26 protein-coding genes and 1 tRNA gene are annotated in these 25,493 nt (G+C 73.2%); 11 read left to right on the top strand and 16 right to left on the bottom strand.

The window, feature by feature from the left end; all coding sequences use genetic code 11:
• The first annotated feature begins 60 nt into the window (after positions 1-60).
• The 7 genes from ACFPL3_RS31970 to ACFPL3_RS31940 all read left to right on the top strand — a co-directional run bounded on the left by ACFPL3_RS31970 (position 61) and on the right by ACFPL3_RS31940 (position 6,146).
• Positions 61-465 carry a type II toxin-antitoxin system VapC family toxin gene (locus ACFPL3_RS31970; protein ID WP_343941542.1) on the top strand — a complete coding sequence of 135 codons (405 nt, stop codon included), beginning with the start codon at positions 61-63 and terminating at the stop codon, positions 463-465.
• Positions 466-488: 23 nt separating this feature from the next.
• On the top strand, positions 489-1,214 hold the full coding sequence (locus tag ACFPL3_RS31965) for an SDR family oxidoreductase (RefSeq protein ID WP_343941541.1): 726 nt from the start codon (positions 489-491) through the stop codon (positions 1,212-1,214).
• 93 nt (positions 1,215-1,307) lie between these two features.
• On the top strand, positions 1,308-2,348 hold the full coding sequence (locus tag ACFPL3_RS31960) for an MBL fold metallo-hydrolase (RefSeq protein WP_343941540.1): 1,041 nt from the start codon (positions 1,308-1,310) through the stop codon (positions 2,346-2,348).
• Positions 2,349-2,427: 79 nt separating this feature from the next.
• Positions 2,428-3,327, top strand: a complete 900-nt coding sequence (locus tag ACFPL3_RS31955; RefSeq protein WP_343941539.1) for a right-handed parallel beta-helix repeat-containing protein — start codon at positions 2,428-2,430, stop codon at positions 3,325-3,327.
• A gap of 171 nt (positions 3,328-3,498) precedes the next feature.
• On the top strand, positions 3,499-3,987 hold the full coding sequence (locus tag ACFPL3_RS31950) for a DUF3145 domain-containing protein (RefSeq protein ID WP_343941538.1): 489 nt from the start codon (positions 3,499-3,501) through the stop codon (positions 3,985-3,987).
• 92 nt (positions 3,988-4,079) lie between these two features.
• Positions 4,080-5,543: a peptide MFS transporter gene (locus tag ACFPL3_RS31945; RefSeq protein WP_343941537.1), complete on the top strand. Its 1,464-nt coding sequence runs from the start codon at positions 4,080-4,082 to the stop codon at positions 5,541-5,543.
• Between the two features lie 78 nt (positions 5,544-5,621).
• A complete protein-coding gene (locus tag ACFPL3_RS31940) occupies positions 5,622-6,146 on the top strand; it encodes a hypothetical protein (protein ID WP_343941536.1) in 525 nt (174 codons plus the stop codon).
• Between the two features lie 5 nt (positions 6,147-6,151).
• Here the strand turns inward: ACFPL3_RS31940 and ACFPL3_RS31935 are convergent, their stop codons facing one another.
• The 7 genes from ACFPL3_RS31935 to aceE all read right to left on the bottom strand — a co-directional run bounded on the left by ACFPL3_RS31935 (position 6,152) and on the right by aceE (position 14,283).
• Positions 6,152-7,402 (bottom strand): beta-ketoacyl-[acyl-carrier-protein] synthase family protein, encoded by a 1,251-nt coding sequence (locus tag ACFPL3_RS31935; protein ID WP_343941535.1) that lies wholly within the window; start codon positions 7,400-7,402, stop codon positions 6,152-6,154.
• Complete coding sequence (locus tag ACFPL3_RS31930) at positions 7,399-7,641, bottom strand: acyl carrier protein (RefSeq protein WP_094925099.1); 243 nt, start codon at positions 7,639-7,641, stop codon at positions 7,399-7,401. The genes ACFPL3_RS31935 and ACFPL3_RS31930 overlap by 4 nt, the downstream gene beginning before the upstream one ends.
• Before the next feature lie 58 nt (positions 7,642-7,699).
• On the bottom strand, positions 7,700-8,701 hold the full coding sequence (locus ACFPL3_RS31925; protein WP_343941534.1) for a beta-ketoacyl-ACP synthase III: 1,002 nt from the start codon (positions 8,699-8,701) through the stop codon (positions 7,700-7,702).
• Entirely contained in the window at positions 8,698-9,636 is a 939-nt protein-coding gene (locus tag ACFPL3_RS31920; RefSeq protein WP_343941533.1) for an ACP S-malonyltransferase, read from the bottom strand. Before ACFPL3_RS31920 ends, ACFPL3_RS31925 begins: the two co-directional genes overlap by 4 nt.
• A gap of 152 nt (positions 9,637-9,788) precedes the next feature.
• Entirely contained in the window at positions 9,789-11,051 is a 1,263-nt protein-coding gene (locus ACFPL3_RS31915) for a PucR family transcriptional regulator (RefSeq protein WP_379589918.1), read from the bottom strand.
• A 60-nt stretch (positions 11,052-11,111) separates the two neighbouring features.
• Positions 11,112-11,318: a cold-shock protein gene (locus ACFPL3_RS31910; RefSeq protein WP_343941531.1), complete on the bottom strand. Its 207-nt coding sequence runs from the start codon at positions 11,316-11,318 to the stop codon at positions 11,112-11,114.
• Between the two features lie 181 nt (positions 11,319-11,499).
• The gene (gene aceE / locus ACFPL3_RS31905; RefSeq protein ID WP_343941530.1) at positions 11,500-14,283 is read right to left on the bottom strand and encodes a pyruvate dehydrogenase (acetyl-transferring), homodimeric type; all 2,784 of its coding nucleotides are present in this window, start codon (positions 14,281-14,283) and stop codon (positions 11,500-11,502) included.
• Positions 14,284-14,477: 194 nt separating this feature from the next.
• Between aceE and ACFPL3_RS31900 the strand changes: the two genes are divergently transcribed.
• From ACFPL3_RS31900 to ACFPL3_RS31890, 3 genes are all read left to right on the top strand, one after another.
• A complete protein-coding gene (locus ACFPL3_RS31900) occupies positions 14,478-14,915 on the top strand; it encodes a DUF3052 domain-containing protein (protein ID WP_343941529.1) in 438 nt (145 codons plus the stop codon).
• 86 nt (positions 14,916-15,001) lie between these two features.
• Entirely contained in the window at positions 15,002-15,463 is a 462-nt protein-coding gene (locus ACFPL3_RS31895) for a peroxiredoxin (protein WP_343941528.1), read from the top strand.
• Between the two features lie 32 nt (positions 15,464-15,495).
• Positions 15,496-15,570, top strand: a tRNA-Val gene (locus ACFPL3_RS31890).
• Between the two features lie 195 nt (positions 15,571-15,765).
• Here ACFPL3_RS31890 and arsM read toward each other — a convergent pair.
• Complete coding sequence (gene arsM, locus ACFPL3_RS31885) at positions 15,766-16,533, bottom strand: arsenite methyltransferase (protein WP_343941527.1); 768 nt, start codon at positions 16,531-16,533, stop codon at positions 15,766-15,768.
• Between the two features lie 97 nt (positions 16,534-16,630).
• Here arsM and ACFPL3_RS31880 point away from each other — a divergent pair, with 97 nt between their 5' ends.
• On the top strand, positions 16,631-16,924 hold the full coding sequence (locus ACFPL3_RS31880) for an ArsR/SmtB family transcription factor (RefSeq protein WP_343941526.1): 294 nt from the start codon (positions 16,631-16,633) through the stop codon (positions 16,922-16,924).
• 127 nt (positions 16,925-17,051) lie between these two features.
• Here the strand turns inward: ACFPL3_RS31880 and ACFPL3_RS31875 are convergent, their stop codons facing one another.
• The 8 genes from ACFPL3_RS31875 to ACFPL3_RS31840 form a co-directional block, all read right to left on the bottom strand.
• Complete coding sequence (locus ACFPL3_RS31875) at positions 17,052-18,491, bottom strand: carboxylesterase/lipase family protein (protein ID WP_343941525.1); 1,440 nt, start codon at positions 18,489-18,491, stop codon at positions 17,052-17,054.
• A 29-nt stretch (positions 18,492-18,520) separates the two neighbouring features.
• Entirely contained in the window at positions 18,521-19,426 is a 906-nt protein-coding gene (locus tag ACFPL3_RS31870) for an MBL fold metallo-hydrolase (protein ID WP_343941524.1), read from the bottom strand.
• Positions 19,427-19,537: 111 nt separating this feature from the next.
• Entirely contained in the window at positions 19,538-20,569 is a 1,032-nt protein-coding gene (locus tag ACFPL3_RS31865) for an ABC transporter permease (protein WP_343941523.1), read from the bottom strand.
• A complete protein-coding gene (locus ACFPL3_RS31860; RefSeq protein ID WP_343941522.1) occupies positions 20,566-21,342 on the bottom strand; it encodes an ATP-binding cassette domain-containing protein in 777 nt (258 codons plus the stop codon). Before ACFPL3_RS31860 ends, ACFPL3_RS31865 begins: the two co-directional genes overlap by 4 nt.
• Complete coding sequence (locus tag ACFPL3_RS31855) at positions 21,342-22,331, bottom strand: sugar ABC transporter substrate-binding protein (RefSeq protein WP_343941521.1); 990 nt, start codon at positions 22,329-22,331, stop codon at positions 21,342-21,344. The genes ACFPL3_RS31860 and ACFPL3_RS31855 overlap by 1 nt, the downstream gene beginning before the upstream one ends.
• A gap of 27 nt (positions 22,332-22,358) precedes the next feature.
• Complete coding sequence (locus ACFPL3_RS31850) at positions 22,359-23,300, bottom strand: alpha/beta hydrolase (RefSeq protein WP_343941520.1); 942 nt, start codon at positions 23,298-23,300, stop codon at positions 22,359-22,361.
• The gene (locus tag ACFPL3_RS31845) at positions 23,297-24,679 is read right to left on the bottom strand and encodes an MFS transporter (RefSeq protein ID WP_343941519.1); all 1,383 of its coding nucleotides are present in this window, start codon (positions 24,677-24,679) and stop codon (positions 23,297-23,299) included. The genes ACFPL3_RS31850 and ACFPL3_RS31845 overlap by 4 nt, the downstream gene beginning before the upstream one ends.
• Complete coding sequence (locus tag ACFPL3_RS31840; RefSeq protein ID WP_343941518.1) at positions 24,676-25,356, bottom strand: DJ-1/PfpI family protein; 681 nt, start codon at positions 25,354-25,356, stop codon at positions 24,676-24,678. Before ACFPL3_RS31840 ends, ACFPL3_RS31845 begins: the two co-directional genes overlap by 4 nt.
• Between the last annotated feature and the right edge of the window lie 137 nt (positions 25,357-25,493).

Below are 25,493 nucleotides of genomic sequence, written 5' to 3'. Positions count from 1 at the left end.
CTCCTCGCGGTACGGTCCGATCAGGCTAGCGAGGCAGTCCCGCTGTTGATCGGAGGCCCGATGACCAGGTTCGTCGTCGATCCCGGCGTCGCGCTCCACCTGGCGGGCACCGGCGTCGAGATCCCGGGCGCGCACCGGCTTCTCGCGCCCACTCTGCTGCGCTCGCAGACGTTGACGGCGCTGCACGAGTCCGCGCACCGCGGTGAGCTGACGGCCGACGTGGCCCGGGAGCGTCTCGCGCGCCTCGGCCGGTTGCCGATCCGGCTCCTCGGGGACGCCGTGCTCCGACGGCAGGCCTGGGACCTGGCCGACCAGCTGGGCTGGGCGTCCACGCTCGACGCCGAATACTTCGCGCTCACCCAGCTGCAGGCCGACGCGTTCGTCACGCTCGACGCGGAGCTGGCACGCCGCGTGGAGGGGGTCGTCGCCACCGCCTCGATCGACGACGTCCTCTCGCCCGGGTGACGACGAGAGGGGGAGCGGTCCTGGTGACCGGTGGCACCGGCACCCTGGGCCGGGAGGTCGTGCGCGAGCTGCGGCAGGCCGGGCAGCAGCCGCGGGTGCTCAGCAGGCGGCGCGGGCCGGGGCTCATCACCGGCGACATGGTCACCGGGGCCGGGCTGCACGAGGCGGTGCGCGGCGTGGCGGTGGTCGTGCACGCGGCCACCCGGCCGGGGCACGACGTGGAGGGGATCAACCGCCTCGTGGCGGCCGCCCGCAGCACGGGTGCGCAGCCGCACCTCGTGCTGATCTCGATCGTGGGCGCCGACCGCGTGCCGCTGCCGTACTACAAGGAGCGGTGCGCCGTGGAGGATGCGGTGGCCGGCTCCGGGCTGCCCTGGACGGTGCAGCGCACCACGCAGTTCCACGCGCTGCTCGACCGGCTGTTCGGCCTGGCGGCGCGGCTTCCCGTGCTGCCGGTGCCCGCGGGCACCGACGTGCAGCCGATCGACGAGCGCGAGGTCGCCGCCCGGCTCGTGGCGCTCGCCGGGGCGGAGCCGGCGGGGCGAGCCCCGGACCTCGGCGGCCCCGAGGTGCGCCCGTTCCCCGAGCTGGCGCGCACGTGGCTGGCGGCCCGCGGCAGGCGCAGGCCGGTGCTGCCCGTGCGGGTGCCCGGCCGGATCGCGCGCGGCTACCGGGAGGGCGGGCACCTCACGCCCGAGCACGCGGAGGGCCGCGTCACGTTCGCCTCCTACCTCGCCGAACGGCGGTGACGCCGCTCCCGGGACCTGTGCAGCTCACCACACCGGCGTGCGCGCGCGGTGGCGGGCCGTAACGTGCGGGGCGTGTCGCAAGGGAGGCCGCGAGTGATCGCCGACGACGACCCGGCAGGTGACTGGACGGCGCCAGGGGTGTACCGCTGCGCCCCGGGTGTGTACCGGATACCGCTTCCGCTGCCCAACGACGGCCTGCGGGCGGTGAACGTCTACGCGCTGGCCGACGGCGACGGGCTCACGCTCGTGGACGCCGGGTGGGCGCTGGCGCAGTCGCGGGAGCAGCTCGAGACGGCGCTCGCCGGGCTCGGCGCGGGCCTCGGGGACGTGCGCCGGTTCCTCGTGACCCACATCCACCGCGACCACTACACGCAGGCTGTGGTGCTGCGGCGCGAGTTCGGCATGCGCGTGGCGCTCGGGCGCGGCGAGCAGCCCGGTCTCGAGGTGCTCCACCGGGCGCGCCCGGGCCGCAGCCACCACCGCGAGCAGCTGCTCGGGCTGGGCGCCCGGGACATCGTGCGGGAGCTGGACAAGCGCACGCCGCACACGGACGACCCGTCCGAGTACGAGTACCCGGACGAGTGGATCGACCACGGCGCGCAGATCGTGGTGGGGGAGGGGTCGCCCGACCGGCGGGTGCTGGAGGCGGTCGCGACGCCCGGGCACACCCGGGGCCACGTCGTGTTCGCCGACCCGGCGGGTGAGCTGCTGTTCGCGGGCGACCACGTGCTGCCGCGGATCACGCCGTCGCTCGGGTTGGAGCCGGTGCCCTCGGCGAGCCCGCTGTCGGACTTCCTGACCTCGCTGGAACTGGTGCGCTCCCGCCCCGACGCGATGCTGCTGGGCGCCCACGGGCCCACCGGCATGCGGGTGCACCAGCGGGTGGACGAGCTGATCGCCCACCACGCGAAGCGGCTCGACACCACGCTGGCGGCGGTCCAGGACGGCCACTCGACGGCCTACGAGGTGGCCCGCGTGCTGCTGTGGACGCGACGCGACACGGCGTTCGGGGACCTGGACCTGTTCAACCGGATGCTCGCCACCATCGAGACCGGCGCCCACCTCGAGGTGCTGGCCGAGCGCGGTCTGGTCACCGTCGAGGATCGGGACGGCATCCGCCACTACACGACGTGATAACGATTCACTCCCCGTAGGTCGAGCGCGCGACACTGCGACCATCCGGTCGTACCCTCTCCGCCATGAAGAGGCGGCGATGAGCGGGGCGGCGGGGCGCACGGTCGCCCGTGCCGCGCTCGGCCTCGCCACGTGCGTGCTCGCCGTGGCGGGCGTCGTCGTCGCCACGGACGGCACCACCTTCCCCGCGCTCGACCCGCCCACCGTGGCGCTCGCGCCCGCAGCGGCCTCCCTGGAGTGCGCCGCCGCCGGCCCGTACGAGGCGCCGGCGCGGGGCAACATCGGCGTGCCCGCGGGCGTACGGCTGTGCCCGGGTGCGGCCCGCACGGTCACCGCCGCCGGCGCGGTGGTGGACGGCTGGGAGATCCGCGGGGGCATCGTCGTGGACGCGCCGGACGTCGTCGTGCGCCGCAGCCGCGTGATCGGCGACGGCACGCAGCGGTTCGGCATCGTCACCACGGACCGGGGGTCGGTCCGCATCGAGGACGTCACGCTGGTCGGGGACTTCCCGGAGGCCGCGATCGGCGGGGACCGGTGGAGCGCGGAGCGGGTGGAGATCGCCCGCGTGACCGGGGACGGCGCGCAGCTGGGGGAGCGCTCGCGGCTACGCAACAGCACCGTGCGCGACTTCGTCCCGCCGCCGGGCCGGGAGGCCTCCGCCCTGGTGGTGCGCGGCAGCGGCCGCGACGTGCTCGTGGAGGACAACGAGATCGACGTGGGCGACGGCCCCGGCAGCGCCGTGCTGCTCGACCCGGACGACGCCGCCCCGGCGGACGAGGGGTCGATCCTGATCCGCGGCAACGTGCTCGGCGGCGGCCGCTACACCGTGCGCGAGGACGAGCCGGGCGTGCCCTCCGACGTCCGGATCAGCGGCAACCGCTTCCGGCGTGACGCCGGGGAGGCGCCGCTGCGGGTCTCGCGCCGGGCCGTGCTCGAGGACAACAGCTACCTCGACGGGGCGGGCCTGCCGGACTGGTGACCGGGCCTGCTCCAGCCCCGGGCGGTGTGGCCTGCGACACGCCCGGACGTACCCCCCGGTTTGGACGTGTCGCGGGGTTGCGGGCAGACTGATCACCCACAACCGAGATCGGCGGACACAGCGCGCGAGGGCGTAGGGGAAGACGTTCCTCGTCGACGTTGGAGGTCTGCAGTGAACGCACGCGGCGTGGTCTTCGTCCACTCGTCGCCGACTGCGGTCTGCCCGCACGTCGAGTGGGCGATCTCGGGCGTGCTCGGCACCAAGGTCGCGCTGCAGTGGTCCCCGCAACCCGCTGCGCCCGGCCAGCTGCGTGCCGAGTGCACCTGGACCGGGCCTGCCGGGAGCGGTGGTGCGCTGGCGGGCGCGTTGCGCGCGTGGCCGATGTTGCGGTTCGAGGTGACCGAGGAGCCGAGCCCCGGCGTGGACGGCGAGCGGTTCTGCCACGTCCCGACGCTCGGGTTGTGGACCGGGCGCACGAGCGCCAACGGTGACATCGTGGTGGGCGAGGACCGGTTGCGCAGTCTCCTCGAGGAGGTGCCCGCGAGCCGGCTCGCGGGGCGGATGCAGGAGCTGCTCGGCACGGCGTGGGACGACGCGCTCGAGCCCTTCCGGCTGGCCGGCGACGGCGCCGCCGTCACGCTCCTGCATCAGGTGGGCTGACCCGGCCTCCTGCTCCGTTCGAGGCTTAGCATTGCTCCGAATGCACGGCGGGGCGACCCTCCGCCGGGTCCTCGAGCGGAAAGAAGGCGACGGTGAGCGAGACCGCGCAGCCCGTCGGCGTGCCGAACCGCACCGTGTTCGGCCACCCCATCGGGCTCACCAACCTGTTCGGCGTGGAGCTGTGGGAACGCTTCTCGTACTACGGCATGGTCCTGATCCTGGGCTACTACCTGTACTACAGCCTGGAGCAGGGCGGCCTCGGGCTGCCGCAGGCCACCGCGACCGGCATCGTCGGCGCCTACGGCGGCACGGTCTACCTCAGCACGGTGCTGGGCGGCTGGCTCGCCGACCGCGTGCTCGGCATGGAGCGCATGGTCTTCTACGGCGGCGTCGTCGTGATGCTGGGCCACCTCGCGCTCGCGGTGCTGCCGGGCCTGACCGGGGTGGCGGCCGGCCTCGCCCTGGTGGCGCTGGGCAGCGGGGCGTTGAAGGCCAACGCGTCGTCGCTTCTCGGCACCCTCTACGCGAAGGGCGACCCGCGCGCCGACGGCGGGTTCACGCTCTTCTACCTGGGCATCAACCTCGGTGCGTTCGTCGGCCCGCTGATCACCGGCCTGCTGCAGGACTCGATCGGGTTCCACGTCGGCTTCGGCGCCGCGGCCCTCGGGATGGCGCTGGGCCTCACCCAGTACGCGGCGTTCCGGCGCAACCTCGGCACGGCCGGACGGGAGGCGCCCAACCCGCTCCCGGCCGCGGCCCGGCCGAAGGCGATCGGGATCGGGATCGCGATCGCCGTGGTGATCGCGGTCGTGGCGCTCACCGGCGTCGTGCCGCTGGCCGCGCTGCCGCGGGTGATCAGCGTGGTGCTGGTGCTCGCGTCGATCGCGTACTTCGCCACGATGCTCGCGAGCCCGAAGGTGACCGCGCCGGAGCGCACGAAGGTGCGCGCCTACATCCCGCTCTTCATCGCGAACGCGGCTTTCTGGTCGCTGTTCCAGCAGATCTTCACGGTGCTCGCGGTGTACTCCGACGAGCGGATGGACTGGAACATCCTCGGATGGACGGCGCCCTCGTCGTGGATCGGGTCCCTGGAGCCGATCTGGATCATCGTGCTGTCGCCGGTGTTCGCGGCGGTCTGGACCCGGCTGGACCGGCGCGCCCCGACCACACCGCGCAAGTTCGCGTACGGCGTGATCGGGATGGGCGTGGCGTTCCTGCTGTTCCTGATCTTCGCGGGCGGCACGGGGCCCTCGACGCCCGCCGTCGCCGTGCTGGCGATCCTGGGCGTGTTCGCGGTGTCGGAGCTCCTGCTGTCGCCGATCGGCCTGTCGGTCACCACGAAGCTCGCCCCCGAGTCGTTCCGCGCGCAGATGATGGCGCTGTACTTCTTCTCGGTGGGCCTGGGCACCTCGATGTCCGGGGTGCTCGCGCAGTTCTACTCGGTCGACTCCGAGTTCGCGTACTTCGGCCTGAACGGGGTGGTGGTGATCGCGATCGGCGTGGTGCTGCTGGCGTTCACCCCGTGGATCAGCAGGCACATGGAGGGAGTGCACTAGGCCCCTGGCACCCGTTTGGCAAACTGATCACGAACGGGACCGGAGGGGGTCTGCGGTGCACGAACGTGGCGTGATCCGGTGACGCGGACGGCGACGGCGGTCGTCGCGATCGTCCTCGCGGCGGTGGTGATCGTCGGCGGCGCCGCGGCGCTCGCCTCCCGCGGACGGGCGGCGGTGCCCGAGCTGCCCAACCAGGGGGTCGGCTCGGACGAGGTGGAGCTCTCGGCGGGCGCGGCCGCCGACCCGAACGCCGAGGCCGTGCGTGAGCAGCTGCAGCGGCACTACGACGCGATCAACGCGCGCAACTACATGCAGTGGCGCGCCACCGTGGTGCCGGCACGGGCGGCGGCGCTGGGCGAGAAGGAGTGGCAGGAGGCCTACTCCACCACGCGCGACGGCTCGATCCGGGTGGACCGCATCGACCCCGACCCGGAGGGCGGGCTGCTGGTGCGGGTGCGGTTCATCAGCATGCAGTCACCGGAGAACGCGCCCGCCGACCTGCGGGTGGAACGCATCTGCTGGCGTTCCACGCTTCCGATGCGCGGAACGCCGCCCCTGATCGACGTGACCGGGGGCGGCAGTTCCGGGCGGGAGGCCTGCTAGACCGTTCAGGGCTTCGTGAAGGCGACGGCCGCGTTGTGGCCGCCGAAGCCGAACGAGTCGCACACGGCCGCGGTGAGCTCCATCTTGCGCGGCTCGCCCGCCACCACGTCCAGCTCGACGCCGGGGTCCAGGTTCTCGAGGTTGAGGGTGGCCGGGATGACCCCCTCCTTCACCGAGAGCAGGGTGATGATGCTCTCGACGGCGCCCGCGGCGCCCACGAGGTGCCCCAGCGCCGACTTCGGTGCCGTGAGCACCGGGTGGTCCCCGATCGCCGTGCGGACGGCCCGGGTCTCGCCCACGTCGCCGGCCACCGTGGAGGTGGCGTGGCAGTTGACGTGCCCGACGTCCGACGGGTCCAACCCCGCGTCGCGCACCGCCTTCGCGATGGCGCGCGACTGCCCGAGGCCCTCGGGCTCGGGGCCGGTGATGTGGTAGGCGTCGGCGGTGAGCCCTGCGCCCGCGAGGCGGCCGTGCACGGTGGCGCCGCGGGCCGCGGCGTGCTCGGCCCGTTCCAGCACCAGCACACCCGCGCCCTCACCGAGCACGAACCCGTCGCGCGCGGTGTCGAACGGGCGGGACGCGCGCTCCGGCTCGTCGTTGCGCTGCGAGAGCGTGCGGGCCTGCACGAACCCGGCCACGGTGATGCCGGTGATGCAGGCCTCGGCACCGCCGGCGAGCACCACGTCGACCTCGCCGCTGCGCAGGAGGGTCAGCGCCCAGGACAGCGCCTCCGCCCCGGATGCGCACGCCGAGACCGGCGCGTGCACGCCGCCGCGGGCCCCGTACTCGATGCTCACCCAGGCCGCGGGGCCGTTGGGCATCAGCATCGGCACGGTGAGCGGGGAGACCTTGCGCAGGCCGTCCCGCTCGAGGAGGTCGTCCTGGTCGAGCAGGGTGACCGCGCCACCGATCCCGGTGCCGATCACGACCGCGAGCCGCTCCGGGTCGACCTGGTCGCCCGGCTCACCCAGACCGGCGTGCTCCCAGGCTTCCTTTGCGGCGACCATGGCGACCTGCTCGCAGCGGTCGAGGCGCCGGGCCTTGACGCGCGGCAGCACCTCCGTCGGCGCGACCGCGAGCGGCGCGGCGATCTTGACCGGGAGGTCGTGGCGCTGCACCCACTCGTGCTCGTCGTCGTCGATGCGGCGCACGCCGGAACGACCGGACAGCATGGCGTCCCAGGTCGATGCGACGTCCCCACCGAGCGGGGTCGTCGCGCCGAGCCCGGTGACGACGACCTCGACCTGGGAGGTCACTGGTTCTTCTGGATGTAGTCGACGGCGTCACCGACGGTCTTCAGCTCGGCGAGCTGGTCGTCGGGGATCTTCACGCCGAACTTGTCCTCGGCCTGCACGGCGATCTCGACCATCGACAGCGAGTCGATGTCCAGGTCGTCGACGAAGGACTTCTCGGCCGACACCTCGGCGGTGTCGATGCCGGCGACCTCCTCGACGATCTCGGCGAGCCCGCTGAGGATCTCGGTGTTGTCGGCCACGGTGTTCTCTCCTTCTGTGGGGGCTTCGGGGTCTGGTACTCGGCGTAGCGAGCGGATCCTAGGGACAGATGACGACCTGGGCGGCGAAGGACAGGCCCGCGCCGAACCCGGCGAGCAGCGCGACGTCGCCCGAGCGCATGCGCCCGTCGGCGCGCATGTGGTCCATGGCGAGCGGGATCGACGCCGACGAGGTGTTGCCGGAGTGGACGATGTCGTCGGCCACGACCATGTCCTCGCGGGCACCTTCCTTGCGCAGGCGCCGGGCGACGGCGTCCACGATGCGCAGGTTGGCCTGGTGCGGCACGAAGACGTCGATGTCGGCGGGCGTGAGCCCGGCCTGCTCGATGGCCTTCAACGCCACCGGGGCGATCTTGGTGGTGGCCCAGCGGAAGACCGCCTGCCCCTCCTGGGCCAGCGCCTTGGTCTCGGGGTTGATGTGGATGGTCTGCGCCATGTCGCCCGCGCTGCCCCACGTGAGCGGGCCGACGCCCACCGACGACTCGTCGGCTGCCGGGCCCAGCACCACGGCACCCGCCCCGTCGGCGAAGATGATCGCGGTGGAGCGGTCGGTCCAGTCGATCCAGTCCGACAGCTTCTCGGCGCCGATCACGAGCACGTGGCGCGAGGACCCGGCCCGCACCAGGTCGGCCCCCATGCCGACGCCGTAGGAGAAGCCGGCGCAGGCGGCGTTGAGGTCGAACGCGCCGGGCGCCGGGATGCCGATGCGCTCGGCGGTCTGCGCGGCGGCGTTCGGGATCCCGTTGGGCATGGTGCAGGTGGCCACCAGCACCGTGTCGATCTCGGTGGGGGCGAGGCCGGAGTCCTTCACCGCGCGCGAGCCGGCCTCGGCGGCCATGTCGACCAGCAGCGTGCCCTCCTCCGCGATGCGCCGGCTCTCGATGCCGACCCGCTCGCGGATCCACTGGTCGTTGGTGTCCATGCGCTGGGCGAGGTCGTCGTTGGTGACGACGTTCTCGGGCTGCGTGCTGCCCAGGCCGAGGAGGCGAGCGCCTGCGGCGGGACGGGCGGTGCGGAGCGTGATCTGTCGGTTCGGGCTCACGTGTCGGCTCCCGCGTGCTCGGTGATGAGGTCGACGGCCTTGTCGAGGTCGTCAGGGGTCTTCAGGGCGAGCGTCACGGTGCCCTTGAGCTCACGCTTGACGAGCCCCACGAGCGTGCCCGCAGGCGGCAGCTCGATCACCGCGGTGATGCCGAGCTCGCGCAGGCGCGCCATGCACGCGTCCCAGCGCACCGGCTTGGTGACCTGCGCGACGAGTCGCCGCAGCGCCTCGGCGCCGTTGGTGACGACCTCGCCGTCGGCGTTGGACAGCAGCGGGCGCACCGGGTCGGCCGGGGTGACGCCCTCGGCGTGGGCGCGCATCGCGTCCTCGGCCGGTGCCATGAAGCGGGTGTGGAACGCCCCGGCCACCGGGAGCGGGATGACGCGGGCGCGCTCGGGTGGCGCGGCGGCGAGTTCGGCGAGAGCGGACTCCGGTCCGGCCGCGACGACCTGCCCCGCCCCGTTCCGGTTGGCCGGGTCGAGACCCAGCTCGGCGAGCCTGGCGAGCACCTCGTCGGGTTTCCCACCGAGCACCGCACTCATACCCGTCGGGGCGAGCGCGCATGCGGCGGCCATCTCCCGGCCGCGCACGGCGGCCAGCGACACGGCCGCATCGGGGGAGAGGACCTCGGCCACCGCGGCGGCGGCGAGTTCCCCGACCGAGTGCCCGGCGGCGGGAGCTGCGGCGGGCAGCCCGGTGCCGATGCGGTCGATGAGGCGGGTGGCGGCCAGCAGCGCGCTCGCGACCACCAGCGGCTGGGTGACGGCGGTGTCCTTGATCTCGTCAGCGCCTGCGTCGGTGCCGAGCCGGCGCAGGTCGAGACCGGTGGCGTCGGACCATCGGGCGAGGGTTTCCTCGGCCGCGGGGTCGTCGAGCCACGGGGCGAGCATGCCCGGGGTCTGAGATCCCTGGCCGGGTGCGAGCAGGGCGATCACGGCACGTAGCAAACCGGGCCGGGGCGGGGTGCCGGAATGCCTCGCCTCCACGAACTCCGGACGAAGGTTTTGGAGGTTTCCTCCAAAGACGGGATGGCGATGATCGCTCCGGCCTGCGCGTCGTGGACACCGCGTTGTGGGATGCTCGCAGCTCAGGAGCCGTTCGACGGCTCGCCGCCCGCGTCGAGCCGGGCCGCGAGCACGGCGATGCGGAGCACGAACGCGTCGCGCGGATCGGTGGGGCGCAGGCCGGTGAGCTCGCTCACGCGCCGTAGCCGGTACCTCACGGTGTTGGGGTGCACGTAGAGCGTGCGCGCGCACGCCTCCAGCGCGCTGCCGCTCTCCAGGAAGGCCTCCAGGGTGGCCAGCAGCTCCCCGCCGGCCGCGGCGACCGGCTCGACCACACCCGTGACGAGCCTGCGGTGCGCCACCTGGTCGCCGGCGAGCGCGCGCTCGGGCAGCAGGTCGTCGGCGGCGACGGGCCGGGGTGCGCCCGGGCGCGCGGGAGCGGCGCGCAGGCCGGCGAACGCGTCGCGGGCGCTGGCGTGTGCCCCGGGCAGGTCGGCGGCCCGCGGGCCCACGACCACCGGACCCTCGCCGAACGCCTCCACGACCGTGCCGATGTCGCCGCCGGTGTCCAGCCCCGGCGGCTCGGAGAGCAGCACGACGAGACGGTTGCCCTGCACCCCCACCAGCACCGACTGGCCCGAGCGGTCCGCCTCGCGGCGCACCTCGGACAGCAATGCCTCGTGGGCCTCCGGGGCCGGGCTGCCGACGACCACCCGCAGCGGCTCGGTAGGGTCCCAGCCGAGCGCGGACGCCCGCGACACGAGCCCGTCGGACCAGCTGCGCGCCGTGCTGCCGGACACCACGCGCGGCCCGCGGACCACGGCGTCGACGACGAGCGCCTCCACCCGCGCGTCCCACGCGCCACGGCTCTCCGCCTCGCCCGCGTACACGGTGGCAGCCGCGAACGCGATCTCGCGGCCGAACCGCAGCACGCCCTCGACGAGCGCCCGTCGCTCGGCCTCGTCGGCGGCGAGCGGCGGCAACTGCTCCTCGAAGACCTCGGTGGCGATCCGGACGAGGTCGACGGTCTGCGACAGCGTCAACCGCCGTGCGAGATCGCGCGGGGCGATCCGGAACGCCTCGGCGGTGAGCCGGGGTGCTCCGAGCGAACCGGCGACACCCTGCTTGCCCATCCACGCGACGAAGTTGGCGACGCCCGTCTGCGTGACGAGCTGCACGCCCGCACGCAGATCAGCCGACAGCCGCGCGAACCAGGGGTGGCATCGCGCCATCGCCGTGAGACAGGCACCTGCCAGGTCGCCCGCGGCCAGCTCGAGCTTGCGCAGAGTGGCCGGGGACACCCTGGAGGAGGTGGATGCCCCGTCGTCGGTCACGCGGGGCAGCATCGCACGCCCCGCTCCACCCGCGCCGGAGCGCGGGGAACCTGCTTAGTGTGAAATCGGCTCTCAGCCGAGCGGAGTGACCTTGGTGGCCTGCGGACCCTTCTGCCCCTGCTCGATGTCGAACGACACCCGCTCGCCCTCGTCGAGGCTCTTGTAGCCGTTCTTCTGGATCGCCGAGTAGTGCACGAACACGTCTGCACCACCACCGTCAGGAGCGAGGAAGCCGTAGCCCTTCTCGCTGTTGAACCACTTGACGGTGCCCTCTGCCATTCCAGCTCTCCTCGTGCCTGGTGCCGGGGCACTGCCCCCGGCCTCGCGCCGCCTGGCGCTCAACGGTCCGCGCCCCGGTCGGGACGCCGTACACGATCACCCGCGGCCGGCGTCGCGCCGGAGCGTATCGTGTTCGGGCGTCCCTGCCGAGAGCCAATGACCAGCCTTTTTCACCTTTTTCTCACGCCACGCCGCTGTCGCTCGTCTGCGGTCCGGCCGCCTGCGGATCGTCGATCCGGTACTTCGCGGCGGCCTCGGCCACCGCTGCGCGGTCGAACTCGCCGCGTGCCGCGAGCGACGCCAGCGCCGCCACGGTGATGGATTCGGCGTCGACGTTGAAGTGCCTGCGCACGGCCGGGCGGGTGTCGGACAGGCCGAACCCGTCGGTGCCGAGGCTGGTGAACGGGGCGGGTACCCACTGGCGCACGAGGTCGGGCAGCGCCCGCATCCAGTCCGAGGTGGCCACCACCGGGCCGCCCTCGCCCAGGGCGCGGGTGATGTAGGGGACGCGCTGCTCGGCGTCGGGGTGCAGCAGGTTGTGCTGCTCGCACTCGACCCCGTCGCGGCGCAGCTCGCCCCACGACGTCACCGACCACACCTCGGCCCCCACGCCCCACTGCTCGGCCAGCATGTCGCGGGCCTGCAGGGCCCACGGCAGCGCCACCCCGGACGCGAGCAGGCGCACCTGCGGCCCCTCGGCCCGCGGGCTGGCCGCGTACCGGTAGATGCCGCGCAGCACCCCGTCGACGTCGAGGTCCTCCGGCTCGGCCGGCTGGACGTAGGGCTCGTTGTAGACGGTGAGGTAGTAGATGACGTTCTCGGCGTCCTCGCCGACCATGCGCCGCAGCCCGTCCTTGACGATGTGCGCCACCTCGAACGAGAACGCCGGGTCGTAGGCGACGACGGCCGGGTTGGTGGCAGCGAGCAGCAGCGAGTGCCCGTCGTTGTGCTGCAGGCCCTCACCCGTGAGGGTGGTGCGGCCCGCGGTGGCGCCGATGAGGAACCCTCGGGCCATCTGGTCGGCGGCCGCCCAGATCGAGTCGCCGGTGCGCTGGAACCCGAACATCGAGTAGAAGACGTAGACCGGGATCATCGGCTCGCCGTGCGTGGCGTACGAGGTGCCCGCCGCGGTGAACGAGCCCACCGACCCGGCCTCGTTGATGCCCTCGTGCAGCAGCTGGCCCTGCTCGCTCTCGCGGTAGGCGAGCATGAGCGAGGCGTCCACGGACGTGTACTGCTGCCCGTTCGGGTTGTAGATCTTCTGGGTCGGGAACATCGAGTCCATCCCGAACGTGCGTGCCTCGTCCGGGACGATCGGCACGAACCGGTGCCCGATCTCGGGGTCCTTCACCAGCTCCCGCAGCAGCCGGACGAACGCCATCGTGGTGGCGACCTCCTGCTTGCCGGAGCCCTTGCGCACCACGTCGTAGACCTTGTCGCCGGGCAGCACCAGCGGTTTCGACGCGGCCCGCCGCGACGGCACCGGGCCGCCCAGCTGGCGCCTGCGCTCGAGCATGTACTGGATCGCCGCGTCGTCCTTCCCCGGGTGGTAGTACGGCGGCAGGTACGGGTCCTGCTCGAGGGCGGCGTCCGAGATCGGGATGCGCTGCTCGTCGCGGAACTGCTTGAGGTCGGCGAGCGAGAGCTTCTTCATCTGGTGGGTGGCGTTGCGCCCGGCGAAGCTCGGGCCCACGCCGTAGCCCTTGATGGTCTTGGCGAGGATCACCGTGGGCTGGCCGTGGTGCTCCAGCGCCGCCGCGTACGCCGCGTAGACCTTGCGGTAGTCGTGCCCGCCGCGCTTGAGGTTCCAGATCTGCTCGTCGGTCATCGGCTCGACGAGCGCCTTCGTGCGCGGGTCGCGCCCGAAGAAGTGCTCCCGGACGTACCCGCCGTCGTTGGCCTTGTAGGTCTGGTAGTCGCCGTCGGGCGTGTTGTTCATGAGGTTGATCAGCGCGCCGTCGCGGTCGGCGTGCAGCAGGGCGTCCCACTCCCGGCCCCAGATCACCTTGATGACGTTCCAGCCGGCACCCCGGAAGAACGCCTCCAGCTCCTGGATGATCTTGCCGTTGCCGCGGACCGGGCCGTCCAGGCGCTGCAGGTTGCAGTTGATGACGAACGTGAGGTTGTCCAGGCCCTCCGTGGCCGGGATGTGGATCAGGCCGCGTGACTCCGGCTCGTCCATCTCGCCGTCGCCGAGGAACGCCCACACGTGCTGGTCGGACGTGTCGCGGATGCCCCGGTCGTGCAGGTAGCGGTTGAACCGCGCCTGCATGATCGAGTTCATCGGGCCGAGGCCCATCGACACCGTGGGGAACTCCCAGAAGTCCGGCATCAGCCGCGGGTGCGGGTACGACGGCAGCCCGTGGCCCGGCCCGCCGTGCGAGAGCTCCTGGCGGAACCCGTCGAGCCGGTCCTCCGAGAGCCGCCCCTCCAGGTACGCGCGGGCGTAGATGCCCGGGGAGGCGTGGCCCTGGATGTAAACCTGATCACCCCCACCCGGGTGATCCTTTCCCCGGAAGAAGTGATTGAAGCCGACCTCGTAGAGCGTGGCGGACGAGGCGTAGGACGAGATGTGCCCGCCGACCCCGATCCCCGGACGCTGCGCGCGGTGCACCGTCATCGCCGCGTTCCACCGGATCCACCGGCGGTACGCCCGCTCGGTCTCCTCGTCGCCGGGGAACCACGGCTCGCGGTCGGTGGGGATGGTGTTGACGTAGTCCGTGCTGGTCAGCGACGGTACGCCGACGTGACGCTCCCGCGCCCGCTGCAGCATGCGGAGCATGAGGTAGCGGGCCCGCTGCTGCCCTGCCGCGTCGAGGACGGCGTCGAAGGAGTCGAGCCACTCCGCCGTCTCCTCGGGATCGATGTCCGGCAGGTGGGCGGCGAGCCCGTCGCGGATGACGTGCACGCGCCGCGGCCCCGTCCCGGAGGTCCGGGCACTGCCGTCGGTGTTCTGGCCGGTCAAGGGATCTCCCTGCCTTGCTCTAGCTGAGTGGGTCCATGTCCTTGTCGTCCCCTATCGTGCCCCTCGGCGCTCGATCTCGTAACGAGTGGTTGCGCGCCGCGCAGTCGTCGTGTTCGGATTCCGCCACCAACGAGGCCGGGGTCGGGGGACAGGGCACCGGCAACGAGCAGTGGACGAGGCAAAGGGGTACACGCGTGGTCGCCGCGGATGATGCCGGACGTACGTCCGACATCGCGGGAAAGCTCGGCGTCGAGCCGGGCATGGTCGTCCAGGAACTCGGCTGGGACAGCGACGTGGACGAGGCGGTGCGCGACGCCGTCGAGGAGAGAGCGGGCGACGAGCTGCTCGACGAGGACGCCGACGACGTCATCGACCTCGTTCTCATGTGGTGGAGGGACGGAGACGGGGACCTCGTCGACGCCCTGATCAACGCGATCGGCCCGCTGGCCGAGAACGGCGTGATCTGGGTGCTCACCCCCAAGACGGGCCGTCCCGGGCACGTGGAGCCCAGCGAGATCGCCGAGGCAGCGCCGACGGCAGGGCTCTCGCAGACCTCCAACATCACGGTCAGCGACGGATGGGTGGGATCGCGCCTGGTGGCGCCCAGGGCGGCGGCCAAATCGCGGCGCTGAGCGGGGCGTACCGGAGCTCCTGGTCGGGTCCACCCGGCTAGGCTGCCCCGGACGGCACCGCTCGAACCCATCGAGGAGATCTGCCCATGGCGCCCGAGGTCGGCACCGAAGCACCCGACTTCACCTGCAAGGACCAGAACAACCAGGACGTCACGCTGTCGTCGTTCCGCGGCAGCCGCAACGTGCTGGTGGTCTTCTACCCGTTCGCGTTCTCCGGGATCTGCACGGGTGAGCTGTGCGCGATCCGGGACGACCTGAGCACGTTCCAGAACGACGACGTCCAGGTCCTCGGCGTGTCGGTCGACCACGTGTTCGCCCTCAAGGCCTGGGCCAACCAGGAGGGCTACCAGTTCCCGTTGCTGTCGGACTTCTGGCCGCACGGCGAGGTGGCGCAGGCCTACGGGGTGTTCAACACCGACCGCGGCATGGCCGTGCGCGGCACGTTCCTGGTGGACAAGACCGGCGTCGTGCGCTTCGCCGAGGTCAACGCCCCCGGCGAGGCCCGCGACCAGGAGGCCTGGAAGAAGGCACTGGCGTCGGTCGCCTGACCTCCGCCGGGCCGCCCCGGCGGCCCGGCACAGGGCGCGTAGCTCAGCGGGAGAGCACTCGGTTTACACCCGAGCGGTCGCAGGTTCGAACCCTGCCGCGCCCACCATCTCCGACCACCGAGGCGCCGGCTTCGTCAGCCGGCGGCGAGGCGTGACGGCACCGGGGCGGGCCCGGCCGGCGAGACCGCGTGGTGGCCGCGAGCGCCTGGTCCGCGCGAGGCGTACTTCGCGGTCGTGGTGACCGCCATGGTGTGCTGCTCGTGCTGAGTGGCGCGAATCAGTAGTACTTGAGGGTCGGCCGTTCACTCTGGTGTGCTGCTCGGCCCGCCCGGACGTTCGGGCTTGCGTGCCCGCACGATCGCCGACGCGGCGTGCGGGTGCACCCGGTGCGTCTCGACGATCTCGACGTTCTGCAGGCCCGCGCCGGTGAGGGCCGTGCGGTACTGCTCGCGGGTGAGGGCCCCGGCCACGCAGCCGGTCCACTGCGCCACGTCGGCGCGGGTGGCGGCGTCCATGTCGGGGTCGGCGATCACGTCGGACACCGCGAGGCGCCCGCCGGGGCGGAGTACGCGTGCCGCTTCCCGCAGCACGACGGACTTGTCGGCGGCGAGGTTGATCACGCAGTTGGAGATGACCACGTCGACGCTCGCGTCGGGCAGCGGGACGTCCTCCAGGTAGCCGTGGAGGAACTCGGCGTTGTCCACCCCGGCTTCCGCGGCGTTGCGCCGCGCGAGCTCGAGCATCTCGTCGGTCATGTCCAGCCCGATCGCCCGCCCGCCGGGCGTGACCCGCCGGGCGGAGATCAGCACGTCCGCCCCGGCGCCGGAGCCGAGGTCGAGCACGACCTCGCCGGGATGCAGGTCGGCCACAGCGGTCGGCACGCCGCAACCCATCGACGCCGCCACCGCCTCCGCGGGCGCGCCGGCCGCCTCGGCCGGGTCGTAGAGCTGCCCGCCGAACACCGGTTGCGCGGTGCCGGCCGGCCCGCAGCAGATCGCCGCCCCGGTGGCCGCTGCGGCGTAGCGGGCCCGCACGGCCTCGCGGATCCCGGCGACGCCGGGCTCGGTCATCGCGTCGCTCCTCGGCTCGCTCATCATGACCTCCCTGTCTCGATGGCTGTCGAATCAGGAGGTTGCTCTCTGTTTTGATGGCTGTCAAGGTAGAGAGATGTCGAATCAGGGGTGCTACGAGCCGCTGGCGCGAGAGCCGCCGGTGCGCCTGCGCCCGCTGTCGCTGATCGCCTCGCACGAGGGCGGCGAGGCCTGCGTGTGCGACCTGACCGGGGTGTTCGACCTGTCCGGGCCGACGACCTCCCACCACCTGAAACTGCTGCGCGAGGCGGAGCTGATCGTCGGGGAGCGGCGCGGCACGTGGATCTACTACCGGGTGCTGCCCGCCGCGCTCGCCCGGCTGGCGGGCGTCCTCGACACCGGCCGCACACCCGCGGCGGTCGGGCCATGAGCACGCCCGCCGCCGCGGTGCCGTCGATGTTGTTCGTCCGCGTGCCCGGGCGAGCGCTACCTCGATCGGGCCGGCCGGCGGGCCCGCGAGCTGCTCGCCGACCTCTGACCCCGCCGGCGGAGCCGTGTCATCCCCCGAGGAGCTCCACGACCGGTCGCTGCGGGTCGTGGCGCGCCCAGCCCGGGTCGCCGGTCGAGGCGAACGCCACCCACGCCCCGTGCACCCGGGCGGCGAGCCCGGCCGGCGCGGGATCTGGGCCGAGGAGACCGCGGTCGCCGTGCAGCCACGGCTCGTCGGCGATGTCGAAGACATAGGGCAGCTCGACGGTGTGGGTGGCGCCCAGCCGCCCGTCGAGCGCGGTCGAGCGGTGCCCGAACGCGTAGGCGTGGGTGCGCCCGCCGGAGAGCCGGGCGTGGGCATCGGTCATCCGCGCGGTGCCCGCGCCGAACAACGCCTCCCCGAGCACCGCGGACCGCAGCACACCCGCGCTCGCGCCCGGCCGGGCGCGCCGGTGCCGGTCGAGGAGGGCCTGCGGGTCGGCGTGCACCGTGGCGGCCAGGTCGAGCACGTCCTGCTCCGTGGACGTCTCGTACTTCCCCTGCGGCACCAGGTAGAGGTGCCCCTCCTCGGTGGTGGTGCCGATCAGGAGGTCGACCTCGCCCGCCGGGCCCTCGGCGAGGGCGTCGACGGGCTGCTCCGGCAGCACCAGGCTGAAGGGGCTGAGGCCGACCAGGGGGTCGGTGGCGGTCGCGGTGCGCAGGTCGAGCCCGGCCAGCGCGGGCAGCACCTCCACGAGACGCTCGTCCGGCACCTGCGCGAACGCCGCGGCGGTGGGCGCCACGTCCAGGGCCGCGGCCGCGGCGGCGGTGACGCGCCCGGCCTGCTCCGGGGTGAAGGCGCCGGTGCCGCTCCCGCTCTGCACGATCGCGCGCCGGAACAGGCCCTTCGCCTGCGGCGAGGCGAGCAGGGCGCCGACGAGCGTGGCACCCGCGGACTGGCCGGCCACCGTGACGGCGTCCGGGTCGCCGCCGAACGCGGAGATGTTGTCGCGCACCCAGGCGAGCGCCGCGAGCACGTCGAGCATCCCGCGGTTGGCCGGGGCGCCCTCGAGGTCGAGGAAGCCGGGGATGCCGAGGCGGTAGTTCACCGTCACGAGGACGACGCCGTCGCGGGCGAAGGCGCGGCCGTCGTAGAGCGCGGCCCGGTTCGAGCCGGTGACGAAGCCGCCGCCGTGCACGAACACCAGCACGGGGCGCTTGGCACCGTCGGCCGCGGGCGTGCGGACGTCGACCGTCAGGTACTCCTCGCCGCGGACCCAGCCGGGGCCGAAGTACGGGGTCATGTCGAGCCGGCCGAAGTCGCGCACCGGCTGCGGGGCGGTCGGCGAGGCCTGCGTGCCGTCGCGCACGCCGGACCAGCCCGGGTGCGGTGCTGGCGGGGCGAAGCGGGCGGCGCCGGTCGGGGCCGCCGCGTAGGGGATGGCGCGGTAGAGCTCGCCGGCGGCGTCGCGGGTGCCGCGCACGGCGCCCGCCGGAATGCGCACGATCGGGTCTGCCTGGTCGGGCACGGGGTGGTTCCTCCCTGGTGCGTGGGTGCTCATGCGATGCGGGAGAAGCCCGCCCAGTCCTTGATCGCGAACTTCGACCCGTCGCGCACCACCTCGGCGGCGCCGTGGCCGCCCAGGTGCGCGGGGAGCACCAGCGCGGTGGTGTCGGCGGCCCGGCCGAGCAGCGTGCGCCGGGTGGCCCGGGACTGGACGGGGTCCTCGCAGAAGCAGGAGTTGGTCTGCGGCTCCACGAGCTGCTGCGCGGTGTGCACGAGGTCGCCGACGAACAGGGCGTTGTCGGACCCGGACTCCAGCACCAGCACGGCCGACCCGGGGGTGTGCCCGGGGGCCAGCTCGAGGCGCAGGTTCGCGTCGATCCGGTAGGAGTCGTCCCACAGCTGGATCAGCCCGGCCTCGTGCACGGGGGCGACGCTGTCCTCGAAGACGTTCTGGTTGCCCCGGCCGAACACCGACGGGTGGCCGTTCGCCGGGTCCCAGAAATCGAAGTCGCGCTGCGCCACCAGGTAGGTGGCGTTGGGGAAGGTAGGCACCCAGGAGCGGCCGTCGAGCACGGTGTTCCAGCCGACGTGGTCGATGTGCAGATGGGTGTTGACCACGACGTCGACGTCCTCCGGGCGCACCCCGGCGGCCGCGAGGTTGTCCAGGAAGTCCGTGTCCAGCCGGCTCCAGACCGGCGCGTACGGGCGTTCCTTGTGGTTGCCGACGCCGGTGTCGACGAGGATCGTGCGGCCCTCGCTGCGCAGCAGCCAGGTCTGGAGGGCCGTCCGGCACTCGTCGTTCTCGGCGTCCCAGAAGTCGGGTTCCAGCCAGTGGCGGTGCTCGTCCCAGGAGCCCTCCGGGCTGTCCGGGAAGAACTGGGCCGGGCTCATCCCGACCGGTCCGTAGTACTCCTTGACGCGCGTCACGGTGACGTCGCCGAGCGTGATCTGGTCCACGCCGCGCCTCCTGCAGGGGGTGAGGTGATCGGATGACCCGAGCCTCGGACCCCTGGTGGGGACGGGCCACACCCGCGTTGTCCTACCCCGCGCAGGGTGTGGCCCGCGGCGTCAGCGTTTGCGGAAGATGCGTTCGCGCCGGACGTGGTCGACCGCGACGGCGGTGACCAGGATGGTGCCGATGACGATGCTGTTGTACTGCGGGGGGATCTCGGTGAGCACGAGGGCGTTGTCGATCAGCGACAGCAGCACCGCGCCCAGGGCCACGCCCTGGATCGACCCCATGCCGCCCATGAGGCTCACCCCGCCGATCAGCACCGCGGTGATGACGATGAGGGTGGTGCTGGTGCCGCCCGCCGTGACCTGACCGGCCCCGACGCGCGCCGAGTAGACGATCCCGGCCAGCCCGGCCGTGCCCGCGGCGAGGACGTACAGGGCGAGGTCGATGCGCCGCACGCGCAGCCCGTTGGCGACCGCGGCGGCGCGGTTGCCGCCGAGGGCGCGGACGTTGACGCCGAAGCGGGTCTGCTCCAGCAGGAACCAGAACAGCAGGCCCACGACGAGCGCGATCAGCACCACGTTCGGCACCCCGAGGGTGCTGCCCTGCCCGATGTCCTGGATCACCTGCGGAAGCGGGAGGACGTCGTTGCCGCCGGTGACCAGGTTGTCGACACCGCTGAGGAGGTAGAACACGCCCAGCGTCGCGATGATCGGCGGCACGTGCCAGTACGTGATCACCAGGTGGTTGACCACACCGACGAGGGCGGCCAGCGCCAGCCCGCCGAGCAGGGCGATCGGCCACGGCACCTCGGACACCAGCATCGTGCTGCCCATCAGCGCGGCGAGGGTGAACACCGCGCCCGCGGAGAAGTCGAGCCCGCCGCCGATGATCAGCATCGCGGCCCCGCAGCCCACCAGGAAGTAGATGACGCTGCTGCGCAGGATCTCCAGGAGGTTCTGGGCGTCCAGGAACAGGCTCGACCGCGACGCCGCGAGCGCCCCCACCACCACGATGACCAGCAGCAGGGTGGTCTCCTGGCGGGCCAGGAGGTCGCGCAGCAGCTCGCCGCGGGTGCGCCGCGGATCCGCGGAGCCCTGGTGGCCGGTGGCCTGCCACGGGGCACCGGTGCGCACGGCGCTCACCGCCCCACCTCGGCGGTGGCCGCGTCGCCCGCGACGGCGCCGGTGATCATGCCCACGACCTCGTCGCGCGTGACGTCGGCGACGGTTCGGGTGCCGACGGTGCGGCCGAGCCGCAGCACGGTGACCTTGTCGGCGTGCCGGAACACGAAGTCGAGGTCGTGGCTCACGCAGATCACGGCCTTGCCCGCCGCCTTCAGCTCGTCGATGATCTCGCCGACGTGCGCGGTCTCCTGCACGCCGAGCGCCGCGGTGGGCTCGTCCAGCAGGATGATCGGCTTGTCCATGCGCACCGCCCGGGCGATCGCGACGACCTGGCGCTGACCGCCCGACAGGAGGCCCACCGGGGTGCGGACGTCGCCGACGCGCACCTTCAGCGCGCGCAGCACCGCCGCGGCCTCGCGTTCCATCCGTCTGCGGTCGAGCACGACGCCGAAGCGGCGCGGCAGGTTGCCCAGCGCCATGTTCTGCGCGATGTCGAGGCATTCGACGAGTGCGAGGTCCTGGTACACGACCGAGACCCCGTGGTCGTGGGCGTCCGCGGCGGAGTGGCGCAGCGCCATGCGCTCGCCGTGGAGGAGCACGTCACCCGCGTCGGCGGCGTGGATGCCCGTGATGATCTTGATGGTGGTCGACTTGCCGGCCCCGTTGTCGCCGACGATCGCGTGCACCTCACCGGCGTGGGCGTCGAACCCGACGTCCTCCAGCGCGGCGACCGAACCGAACGACTTGCGCACGCCCCGCAGGCGCAGCGCGGGTGGTGCGTCCACCGCCATCAGACCCACCCCCGGGCCAGGTAGCCCTGCACCTCGTCGGCTCCCACGACGACGGTCTCCACCGGGATCGGCGCGGCCGCCCGGCCCTCGGCGACGTCGACGACGCGGTCGACCATCGCCTTGCCCAGGCCGCACACGTCCTGCAGGAGCATCAGGTTCGCCGTGCCCTCCGCGATCGCCTCGGAGCCGCCGTTGTCGTGGCCCACGGCGGTGAGGAACGTGCGGCCGGTGAGGTTCTTGGCCTTGATCGCCGCCACCGCGCCCGGCGTCACCGTGCCCATGTGGGTCGCGATGTCGGTGATGTCCGGGTGGGCCGCGAGCAACGCGTTGACCTGCGGCAGTGCCTTGGCGGCGTCGTCGCCGGTGTAGACCTCGCCCGCGATCGTCACGTTGTCGGTGCGCGCGGCAGCCGCCTTGATGCCGTCCAGCCACGCCTTGCCCAGGCCCGTGTCGGCCGCGGCGACGAGCCCCAGCACGTGTTGACCGGGCAGGGCCGAGATCCCGCCGACGACCTGCTCGCCGATCGTGCCCCAGTCGGGCCCGGCGTTGACGTCGGCTCCGCTGTCGGGGCCCTCGGACCCGTAGTACGTGCCGGTGACGATCTGCTTCGACTGGGCCTGCTTCAGCACCGGGGCGAAGCCCTCACCGGCGGGCAGGGTGACGATCGCGCCGGCACCCGTGGCGATGGCCCGTTGGAGCTGCTGGATCATCGCGCCGGAGTCGATGGTCTGCCCGCTCGGCCCGCTCTCCCGCAGCGGCACGCCGCGTTGCCCTGCCTGCTCCTCCATGCAGTCGCCCAGCAGGCGCCACGTCGGGTAGTGGGGGAGCGGGTTCACGAACTGGATGGAGCTGAGCGCGGGGTTCGCGGGTGCCGCGGCCGCGCTGGCGTCGTCGCCGGCCGCGCAGCCGGCCGCCGTGGCCGTCAGGAGGGCGAGTACGGGCGCGACGAGCCGCGCGCGCCGCCTGCCCACGGTGGGGATGGGTGACACGGTTCCTCCTGGGGGTGACCCTCGAGGTCAGGACGGCCAGGACGGCGTTGTTCCCGTCCGGATGAGGTGGCTGACGGTGTGGGTCAGCCGGGTGAAGGCGCGATCGGCCGCGGGGATGCACGGCGCGAAGTCGATCCAGCCGTGCACGAGCTCGGGGTCGAGTTGCACGGTGACGGGCACGCCCGCCTCCCGCAGCCGCCGGGCGAAGTCCTCCTCGGCCGAGCGCAGCCGGTCGTGCCCGGCGATCACGAGCACGGCCGGTGGCAGCCCGGCGAGCGAGGCGGCCTGGCCCGGGTAGGCGTACGGGGTCCCGGTCCCGGGCGGGGCGTACCGGTGGAAGTGGTGGCGCAGGTCGTCGCGCGTGATCCGCGGGTCCCCGGTGTCGCCCAGCATGCTGGGGGTGTCGAGGTCGTCGTCGGTGGCCGGGTACACGAGAACCTGGCCGTCGATGCGGGGGCCGCCCTCGTCGCGTGCGCGCAGCGCCACGCACCCGGTGAGGGTGCCGCCCGCGCTGTCACCCGCCACGAGGAGCGGCAGGTCCGGGTGCAGGCCCGCCGCCCATGAGACGGCGTCCCACGAGTCGTCGAACTGCGCCGGGAACGGGTGCTCGGGCAGCAGGCGGTAGTCGACCGACACCACGGTGGCGCCGGTGTCGCGGCTGAAGCGGCGCGTGACGAACTCGTGGGTGTCGATGTCGCCCGCCACCCACGCCCCGCCGTGCAGGTACACGAGCACCGCGGTCGGGGTGCGCGGCCGGTAGACCCGCACCGGGATGCCACCGCCTCGGCCGGGGACGACCTCGTCGACGACCTCGTGGACGGCGATGGGCTCGGCGTCGCGGGTGAACGCGTCGATCGCGTCGCGCATGCCCTTGCGCATCTCGTCGGCGGTGACGTCAGCGACCGGGACGGGCGGGCCGAGCCGGGCCAGCAGAGCCGTGACGTCGGGGTCGACGGGCTGCTCGGTCACGCCACGCCCCCGGATCCCACCGCGGGCCGGGCGGCGGCGGGCGCCGGAGCCAGGGTCGGGGCCATGTCCGTCAGGTGCGTCTCGGGGAGCATCCGGGCGCACACCACGCTGACCAGCGCCAGGGCGGCGAGCATGATCCCGACCGCCATCGGGCCGAAGGTCACCGCGAGCGGCGCGGCGATCATCGGCGGCACCGTGCCCCCGAGGATCGCGGCGAGGTTGTAGGCCGCACCGGCGCCGGAGTAGCGGTGCCGGGTCTCGAAGAGCTCGGGGAACATCGCCCCCATCGGGCCGTGCTGCACGCCCACGATCGCCAGGGTGACCACCAGCCCGATGCCGAAGGCCCACCCGGTGCCCACGCCGAGCAGCGGGAACAGGACCAGCGCCCACACGGCGGCGGCCGCGCACGAGGCGATGACCAGCCGCCTGCGCCCGATGCGGTCCGAGAGCCGCCCGGACACCACGGTCATCGTCCCGAAGGCGATGCCCGACGCGATGCCCATCGCCAGCACCGTCTGCCGGCTCAGCCCGACGCCGGACGCGCTGGCCCCGTAGCTGGTGAGATAGGCGGTGCCGATGTAGAAGAACGCGAACAGCGCGATCCCCGTGCCGCCGCCGAGCAGGATCGTGCGGGCCTGCGAGCGGATCGCCGAGACCAGGGGAGCGGTGCCGAGCTGGGCCGAGGCCTCCCGCTGGCTGCGGGCCCGGACGAACGCCGGGGTCTCCTCGATGTTGAGCCGGACGTAGAGCCCGACGCCGACGAGCACCGCGCTCACCAGGAACGGGATGCGCCAGCCGTAGTCGAGGAACGCCTGGTCGGTGTCGCCCAGCACGAGGCCGGTGGCGAGGAAGGTCGCGTTCGCGAGCACCAGCGCGATCGGCGCGCCGAGCTGGGGGAAGACCGCGTAGAAGCCACGCTTGCCCGGAGGGGCGTACTCGGCGGTGAGCAGCACCGCGCCCGTCCATTCCCCGCCCACGGCGAAGCCCTGGGCGAAGCGCAGCACCACGAGCGCGATCGGCGCCGCGACGCCGATCGTCGCCGATCCCGGGAGCAGCCCGATCAACATCGTGGACACGCCCATCAGGACGAGGGTCGCCACGAGGGTGCGTTTGCGGCCGAGCCGGTCGCCGAAGTGGCCGAAGAAGATCGCGCCGAGGGGCCGCGCGATGAACGCCACCGCGAACGTGGCGAAGGACGCCACCGTGCCCGCGGTGGCCCCGAGCACCGGGAAGAACACGGTCGGGAAGACGAGCGCCGCCGCCGTGCCGTAGATGAGGAAATCGTAGAACTCGATCGTGGTGCCGACGCCGCTGGCGATCGCCACCCGGCGCATCGTCGCGGAGTCGGGGGTGCCGGTCCCGGCTGCGGGCGTGGTCATGACAGGGCCCCTTCCGCGACGGCCGGGGTGGCCGGGCGGGCGCCGGCCAGCCGCTGCTCCCGCTGCGCCAGCAGCTGCTCGACCACGGCGGCGGGTGCCTTCTCCCGGGATCCGGCGTCATGGGGAGGGTCGGGGTCGTACTCCATCATCAGCTGGATCTCCTGCGCGGTGCGCTCCCCGGCGATGCGCTCCGCCAGCCCCAGCGCCATGTCGATGCCGGCGGACACCCCGGCGGAGGTCACGTACTTGCCGTCCACCACCACGCGATCGGCCACCGCCGTGACGCCGTACTCGGCGAGCTGGTCGACGGCCAGCCAGTGCGAGGTGGCCCGGCGACCGCGCAGGAGCCCGGCCGCCGCCAGGATCAGTGATCCCGTGCAGACCGAGGTGGTCCAGGTGGTGTGCGCGTCCACGGCGCGCAGCCAGCGGTGCAGCGGCCCGTCGGACATCTGGTGCCGCTGGCCGGGCCCACCGGGCACGACCACGACGTCCGGGTCGGTGACCTCGTCGAAGGTGGCGGTGGCCACCACGGACAGGCTGCCGACGGTGTCGGGGACCGGGCCGGTGCGCTCGGCCACGATCACCGTCTCGGCCCCGGGGAGGCGGCTCAGCGCCTCGTAGGGCCCGACGGCGTCCAGGCTGGTGAATCGATCGTAGAGGGGAATGGCGATCTTCATGATCTTCTCCGTCCCGGACGGCCGCACGCGCGCGGGAAGCCCCACCGGGGTCGCCGGCGTCGGCGTCAGCGCGGTTCAGCCTTGTGCAGGGGGTGCCCCGGCTCGGGAGCCCGGGGAGCGGCCCAAGCATAAGAACG

Origin of the sequence: Pseudonocardia zijingensis (assembly GCF_042657305.1) — a bacterium.
In the GTDB taxonomy this organism is placed as follows: domain Bacteria; phylum Actinomycetota; class Actinomycetes; order Mycobacteriales; family Pseudonocardiaceae; genus Pseudonocardia; species Pseudonocardia zijingensis.
The sequence above is the reverse complement of the archived record's forward strand: the minus strand, read 5'-3'. Positions and strand labels throughout refer to the sequence as shown.